Below are 6,711 nucleotides of genomic sequence, written 5' to 3' on the forward strand. Positions count from 1 at the left end.
TATAAAAGCCCATCCAGTTCTTGCCGGACAAGATTAATTATGATTATCCTTGGCCATAACTTGGAAAGAAGCAGACCCCGTGCAAGGTATTCTCGACAATCTGAAATCGCTGGGCTGGCAGCGGCTGACCGTGCTCGGCGGGGCCGGGCTGGCGATGATCGTCGCCGTGTTCTTCGGGTTGTCCGCCGTGACCACGCCGGAATACGTTTCGCTCTATCGCGACCTGTCCCCCGCAGAAGCCGGGCGCATGGTCGACTCGCTGGAACAGGCAGGCATCCGATCCCGCACAGACGTAGCGGGCACCGCAGTGAGCGTTCCCGCCGAGGATATGGCCCGCGCACGCATGGAGCTGGCAGGGGCGGGGCTTCCGAATGATGGCACCCCCGGCTGGGAAATCTTCGACGAGACCAGCGGCCTTGGCATGAACACCTTCATGCAGCGGGTGAACCGCGCCCGCGCGATGGAAGGTGAACTGGCCCGCTCCATCCAGACCATCGACGGTGTCGAGGCCGCCCGTGTGCACCTTGTCCTGCCCGAGCGGGAGCCGTTCTCGCGGGAGCGGCCGCGCCCCTCGGCCTCGGTCATCGTGCGTGGTACCCGTCAGATCGGGGTCCGTCATGCGCGTTCGATCCGCTCACTGGTGGCCTCCGCCGTACCAGACCTCGCCCCGACGCAGGTCACGGTTCTTTCCGCGTCCGGCGAGACCATTCTCGCCGACGATGGCGACGCGGGCAGCGAAGCCTCCCTGCAATCGGCACGCGCGCAGATCGAAGACCGGCTGGGTCAGCGGATCGCCCAGATCCTCAGCGCCCGCGTCGGCGCCGGAAATGCGCGGGTTCAGGTCAGTGTCGATCTGACCACCGAACGGCAGGTGCTCCGCGAACAGACCTACGATCCGGACCAGCGCGTCGTGCGCTCCACCGAGACCCGCGAAGAGACCCGCGAGGATCAGCGCGCCGGGTCCGGGGAGGTCGGCGTTGCCGATGACATCCCCGCTGCGCTGGCCGACGACGTGCCCGGTGGCAATCGCAACAGCTCCAACAGCACCAACGAGATCGTCAACTACGAGATCGGCGGCACCTCTTCGGAAACCGTGCGCGAACCGGGTGATATCGAGAAGGTCTCCGTCGCTGTGCTGGTGAACGGCATCTACAACGTGCAAGGCGGCGGTGACGTCGAATACGAGGAACGCAGTGCAGAGGAACTGCAACGGCTGGAGGCCCTGGTCCAGAGCGCCATCGGCTTCGACGAGGCGCGCGGTGACAGCGTCGAGGTGGTGAGCCTGCGATTCATGGATTACTCGATGGACGTTGGGGAGCCCGTCTCGCGCGGGTTCGGGCAGGTCCTGTCGGAGAACACCAGCACCATCCTACGCGGAACCTTTGCCCTGGCGCTGGTCGCAGCGGTCCTCGGCCTCGGCGTGCGGCCCGTGCTGAACCGGGTGTTCGACCAGCCCGCCTTGGCCGATGCCAGCGGGTCCGGCGCTTTGCCGAGCCTGCCGCAAGCCGGCAACCTGACTGCACAGACCCAAGGCAGCACATCGCCTTCCGCAACGGCATCCACGGGGCGCACCGCAGGCGGACAACCCGTCTACCAGACCGGCACCATCCTTGATCCGCTGCCGCCCGGTTCCGACGACATGGTGGAACTGGCGGCGGTGCAGGGGGGCGTCCCGCGGGGCCTGATCAACACCGTCAGCGAGTTGATCGAACGGGAACCTGACGGCGCCGTGACCGTCGTTCGCTCCTGGCTGGCGGAGTGGCCGAAGACATGAGTTATATCTTCGAACGCAATTTCGACGCCGAGCAGGAGGCGACGCAGCGTGGCGAGGAGCCGGTGATCGGCGCCATCTTCACCCGTGCGGAACTCGACGAAGCCGTGGCCCGCGCGCACCGCGAAGGGCTGGAGGCCGGACTGGCGCAGGGGCAGGCAGAAACGCTGCAGGCGACCCAGACCTCGGCGAGCCAGCGACAACTCAGCGCGCTGGAGGCCGTCGCCCCGGCGCTGACCGAATTGATCGCAGGGGCGGATTCGCACCGCGCCGCGTTGGAGACGCAGATGGTCGGCTTCGTTCTGGACGTCTTTGAACGGCTTGCGCCCGACGTCTCTGCGCACCTCGCGCCGGGACAGGCGGAGCGCGAAGCGCGAAACGCGATCCGTATGGCGCTCGGATCGGCCGTCCTGCGCATCTGGTTTGCCCCCGACGCTCTCGACACCTCCGGCGAGGAGGTCCGCAAGGCCGCGCGGCTTGCGGGTCTTGGCGGTCGCCTCGACATCAAGGCGGACCCCGAGCTCGGGACCGGTGACGTAAGGGCGGAATGGGATCACGGCGTCATGACCTACAGCTTTCGGGACATCTGCGCGCGCGTCCTGTCTTCGCTGGGTCGCACGCAGGAAGACATCGCACGCAGCCTCGGACAGGACACGCAGGAGAGCAGGACATGAGCGAAGAGCTCGAACAGGAACAGGCCCCCGAAAATGCCACTGTCGTGCAGGCCTTGGCCGAGGAAGCCGCGGCCAAGGCAGGCGACACCGGCAACGCAAGCACGATTGACGCGATGCTCAATGTCGGGCTGAACGTGCAGATCGTGCTGGGACAAACCCGGATGCCCATTGCGCAGCTGCTCAAGCTGAGCCGAGGCTCGATCATCGAGCTGGACAAGAGTATCGGACAGCCGGTCGAGGTGGTCATCAACGACCGGCTCGTGGCACGCGGCGATCTGGTGAAACTCGAGGACGATCGTCTCGGCGTCTCCCTGATCGAGATCGTCAAGGACTACGTGTCCGAGGCATGACCCGACACGGCGGCCTTCCCGGAGCACTCTTCCCCGGCCTTCTGGCCGTGGGGGTCTTCCTGCTGGCCGCCACCCAGGCCGAAGCGCAGGCCGCCGGGTCCGACCTCCTCGGCGCGTTGGGCGATGCTCTTGGCGCGGCGCCGGAGGGATCGGATGAACGTGCCAGCCTGTCCGGACGCATCATCCAGCTCATCGCCGCGATCACCGTGCTGTCGCTGGCGCCTGGTCTGCTGGTCATCATGACAAGCTTCACGCGGTTCGTGATCGTCTTCTCGATGCTGCGCTCGGCCCTTGGCCTGAACCAGACACCGCCCAACATGGTGCTGACCTCCATGGCGCTGTTCATGACCTTCTTCGTCATGCAGCCAGTGTTCGAGGACGCATGGGAGGGGGGCGTGCAGCCGCTGATGGCCAATTCCATCACCGAAGAACAGGCTCTTGTGCGGATCGGGGATCCGTTCAAGCAGTTCATGTATGTCAACACGCGAGACAAGGATCTGGCCCTGTTTCGGGACATTGCCGCACGCGGAAACGGCAGCCTTGCACCGGAAGAAAACGCCCCCCTGCCGGAAACGGTCGAGGACGTGGGCTGGCGCGAACTGGTGCCCGCCTTCGTGATCTCCGAATTGCGCCGGGCCTTTTCCATCGGGTTCCTGATCTACCTGCCTTTCCTGGTGATCGACCTGATCGTGGCCTCCGTGCTGATGAGCGCTGGCATGATGATGCTGCCACCGGTCCTGATCTCCTTGCCGTTCAAGGTGATCTTCTTCGTATTGATCGACGGCTGGTACATGCTGGCCGGGTCTTTGATGGAAAGCTACCTGCCGCTGGTCGGCGGTGGCTGACGTGAACAAGGGGGCACGACATGGCAGTGGCTGACGTCAAGCGGACGAACACGACACATTCCGGCAAGCCGGCACGCCGACCACGCAAGCTCACCGGGCCGCAAAAGGCCGCGGTGCTGTTCCTGTCGCTTGGCGAAAAGCGTGGCTCGGCGCTGTTGCAGCAGCTTGACGAGGAAGAGATCCAGCAGATGACCCGCGCCATGTCGGGTCTCGGATCCATCTCCTCTGACACGGTCGAGGAGGTGCTCACCGATTTCGTGCAAGGCATCACCAACGGGGGCGGGGTGGTCGGCTCCTTTTCTGCTGCGGAAAACCTGCTGCGCTCCCTCATGCCCGGCGACAAGGTGGATGGCATTCTCAAGGACATCCGTGGCCCGCTCAAGGAACGGGATCTCTGGGCGCGGTTCAACACCATGTCGGAAAACGTCATCGCCAACTATCTGAAGGGTGAACATGAGCAGACCATCGCCGCGATCCTGTCGAACGTGAACACGGACGTGGCGGCCAAGGTGCTGCCGCTGCTCGGCCCGGAAAAGATGAACGACGTGGTAGAACGGATGATCCGCATGGAGGCCGTGCCGCACCACATGATGCAGCAGATCGAGGAATCCCTGCAGGCGGACATCATGAACGCGGGCGCACAGCCGACCACCGCCGAACAGCACAAGAAGATGGCCGACCTGTTCAACAAGCTCGATCGCAATGCGTTTGACAGCATGGCGCTGGAGCTTGAGGAGAAGATCCCCGACACCTTCAATGCGATCCGCGCCAAGATGTTCACCTTCGAGGACCTGTCGAGGATGGAGGCGCTCGACCTGGCCAAGGTCATGCGCGGCGTGCCGGGAAACACGCTGCCCACGGCGTTGCGCGGTGCGACCGAAAACGCGCGGACTGCGTTTCTCAATGCGTTGCCGGCGCGGTCGCGCGACATGCTGACCGAAGAGATGGAGAGCATGGGACCGGTGCGACGCCGCGACGTGAACGCGGCCCAGGCGTTGATGCTCGATTATGCCCGACAGCTGGCCGACGAGGACCAGGTTCGCCTGCCCTTCGGCGACGAGGACGAGAACCTGTTCTGATCTCAGCGGCGGCGGTAGCCGCCAAAACCCTGGATTGCCTCGATGTCGATGGTCGCCGGAATATAGCTGCCGGAGCCAACGCCGAGCGCGCCGGACAGCAGGGTCACGGCAGCGTTGCTCCTGACGGCGGTGTTCGAGGTCGCATCCCGGATCGCGACATAGCGCTTCACCAGGTCTTCCACGACCTCGGGGTCCGACAGTGTGCTCAGGTCGAGCTTCTCGGTGATGACCGCCGCCTGCCGGTCGATGTCGATACCGGCCATCGCTTCGGGCAGGCCAAAGGCCGTCCGGAAGAACTCCGACAGATCGCTGTCCCGCAATATGTCGAAAGGTGAGTCGATGCTTGCAGCCTTGCGGCGGAACTCCAGAACGGTGCCGATGGTCTCGCTCTCGTCGTTCTTCCCGTTGACGTACTGCGTGTCGACGTACTTGTTGACGACGGCGGTTTTCCAGGCGGCATTCAACGTGTTGCGGTTGCCCACGCCCTCCGGACCAAACCCCATCGCCTTGTGGAAGTCCTTGAACCGCTGATCTGTCAGACGGTTCACCAGCGCGGACGGCTCCAGCGGGTCGCTCTTGAGAACCTTCTCCATCATCGCCTTGCCGAAAATCTGGTCCTCGAGGTCGTAGGCCTTCATCACGAAACTATAGAGCCGGTAATCCTCCGTCAGGTCTTCGACGTTTTCGACATCACCGATGTTGTCGAGGAAATAGTCGATTTCGCGGGCGTGCTGCGGCGCCTTGCGGATCAATTCCTGATCCTTCTGCTCCGTTGCGTTGACAAGCTGCAACGCCACGATGCCGGACATGCCCGAGATAGAGATCATGCGCCTGCGGGTTCCGTTCCGGGTGCGCCGAACACGTCATCCTCGCGCCGCATCAGCGGGTGCAGGTTGCGCAATGCGCTGAAATATTCGCCCTTGCTGACGTTGTTGGCCGCCTCGAAGACGTGGCCGCGCAACTGTTCACCGAACACGGGCACCAATGCGCCGAGGCGGCTCTGGATTTCCTTGGTCAGGCGGTCCCGGCGCGCCGGTTCGATCAGCGCGTTCTGGATCAGGAAATACACCGTCCGCACCGGCGTCGAGGCCGCGTCCGGTTTCAAAAGGTCGGTCTCCCGGATGATGTCCGCACGGTTCTCGACTGTGATCGTCGACTTGCGCCCACCGTTGCGCATCATGCAGCCGTTGACGACGAACCGTTCAAACGGCTTGAGCGTGAGATTGAGTGCCATCTTGGTCCACCGCTGCTGGAGCCGGGGCCAGACCGCTGAGGCCGCCCAGGATATTCTTGTTCACGTCGATCAGGGCCTGAAGCCCCTCACCGCCACCAATCACGACACCGCTGGTGCGATCGACCCAAAGCGCGATCGATAGCAGGTTGGCGCGCAGCGCGGCCGGTAGCTGGTTGTTGCTGTCCGCCAGATCCCTGCCCAGTCGGCTCCAGAGAACACGGTTTTCAGCCACTGCGTCGCGAAGTCCGTGCGCAAGGATGGCGCTCCGGGCGACGTTGTCGCCGCGCGCCGCGCTCCAGTCCGCGCTGTGCTGCTCCATGCTGCCTGTCACGCGGGCAAACACCCGTGCTTCGATCTGCTTGGGCGAAGCGCTTTCGCGGATCGTGCGTTTGTATGCCGAGATGCTCATTCGATTACTGCCTTTATGCCCCCGACGGTTTGCGAGGTCTGTCGAATTCCGGGCCCGGTTGGTCCGCGGCTCCGGTCAGGGAGGGTGGGCGCAAGAAGCGCCCACCGGCCATCTTGCCATCCGTGGATCTTAGCCCACGGTCGCGATCAGCGGAAGAGCGACAGGATGTTCTGCGGCGCCGAGTTGGCGATCGACAGGGACTGGGTCGCGAGCTGCTGCTGTACCTGCAGGGACTGCAGACGCGCGGCTTCCTCTTCCATGTTGGCGTCGATCATCGAACCGACACCGGCATCGATGTTGTCGACCACGGAGGAGAGGAACTCCTGCTGGTTCTCGATCGACTTCTCCG

The 6,711-nt window shown here is 64.0% G+C and carries 9 protein-coding genes; 5 read left to right on the forward strand and 4 right to left on the reverse strand.

Going from position 1 to position 6,711, the window contains the following annotated elements:
* The first annotated feature begins 79 nt into the window (after nucleotides 1–79).
* Genes fliF through J4E08_RS13300 form a run of 5 tightly spaced genes read left to right on the forward strand, consistent with a single transcriptional unit; the run spans nucleotide 80 to nucleotide 4,719 of the window.
* Nucleotides 80–1,774, forward strand: coding sequence for a flagellar basal-body MS-ring/collar protein FliF (gene fliF / locus J4E08_RS13280; RefSeq protein WP_349538907.1), 1,695 nt, complete (start codon nucleotides 80–82; stop codon nucleotides 1,772–1,774).
* Entirely contained in the window at nucleotides 1,771–2,445 is a 675-nt protein-coding gene (locus J4E08_RS13285; RefSeq protein ID WP_349538908.1) for a FliH/SctL family protein, read from the forward strand. The genes fliF and J4E08_RS13285 overlap by 4 nt, the downstream gene beginning before the upstream one ends.
* On the forward strand, nucleotides 2,442–2,795 hold the full coding sequence (locus tag J4E08_RS13290; protein ID WP_349538909.1) for a FliM/FliN family flagellar motor switch protein: 354 nt from the start codon (nucleotides 2,442–2,444) through the stop codon (nucleotides 2,793–2,795). Before J4E08_RS13285 ends, J4E08_RS13290 begins: the two co-directional genes overlap by 4 nt.
* A complete protein-coding gene (gene fliP, locus J4E08_RS13295) occupies nucleotides 2,792–3,640 on the forward strand; it encodes a flagellar type III secretion system pore protein FliP (protein ID WP_349538910.1) in 849 nt (282 codons plus the stop codon). The genes J4E08_RS13290 and fliP overlap by 4 nt, the downstream gene beginning before the upstream one ends.
* Nucleotides 3,641–3,660: 20 nt before the next feature.
* Nucleotides 3,661–4,719 (forward strand): flagellar motor switch protein FliG, encoded by a 1,059-nt coding sequence (locus J4E08_RS13300; protein WP_183968358.1) that lies wholly within the window; start codon nucleotides 3,661–3,663, stop codon nucleotides 4,717–4,719.
* Nucleotides 4,720–4,721: 2 nt separating this feature from the next.
* Here the strand turns inward: J4E08_RS13300 and J4E08_RS13305 are convergent, their stop codons facing one another.
* The 4 genes from J4E08_RS13305 to J4E08_RS13320 form a co-directional block, all read right to left on the reverse strand.
* Nucleotides 4,722–5,546, reverse strand: a complete 825-nt coding sequence (locus J4E08_RS13305) for a DUF1217 domain-containing protein (protein ID WP_349538911.1) — start codon at nucleotides 5,544–5,546, stop codon at nucleotides 4,722–4,724.
* Entirely contained in the window at nucleotides 5,543–5,953 is a 411-nt protein-coding gene (locus J4E08_RS13310) for a flagellar biosynthesis repressor FlbT (protein WP_183968362.1), read from the reverse strand. The genes J4E08_RS13305 and J4E08_RS13310 overlap by 4 nt, the downstream gene beginning before the upstream one ends.
* Nucleotides 5,922–6,362, reverse strand: coding sequence for a flagellar biosynthesis regulator FlaF (locus J4E08_RS13315; protein ID WP_349538912.1), 441 nt, complete (start codon nucleotides 6,360–6,362; stop codon nucleotides 5,922–5,924). The genes J4E08_RS13310 and J4E08_RS13315 overlap by 32 nt, the downstream gene beginning before the upstream one ends.
* 146 nt (nucleotides 6,363–6,508) lie before the next feature.
* The coding region (locus J4E08_RS13320; protein WP_349538913.1) for a flagellin at nucleotides 6,509–6,711 on the reverse strand (203 nt) is incomplete at its 5' end.

Origin of the sequence: Sagittula sp. NFXS13 (assembly GCF_040148795.1) — a bacterium.
Lineage (GTDB): Bacteria > Pseudomonadota > Alphaproteobacteria > Rhodobacterales > Rhodobacteraceae > Sagittula > Sagittula marina.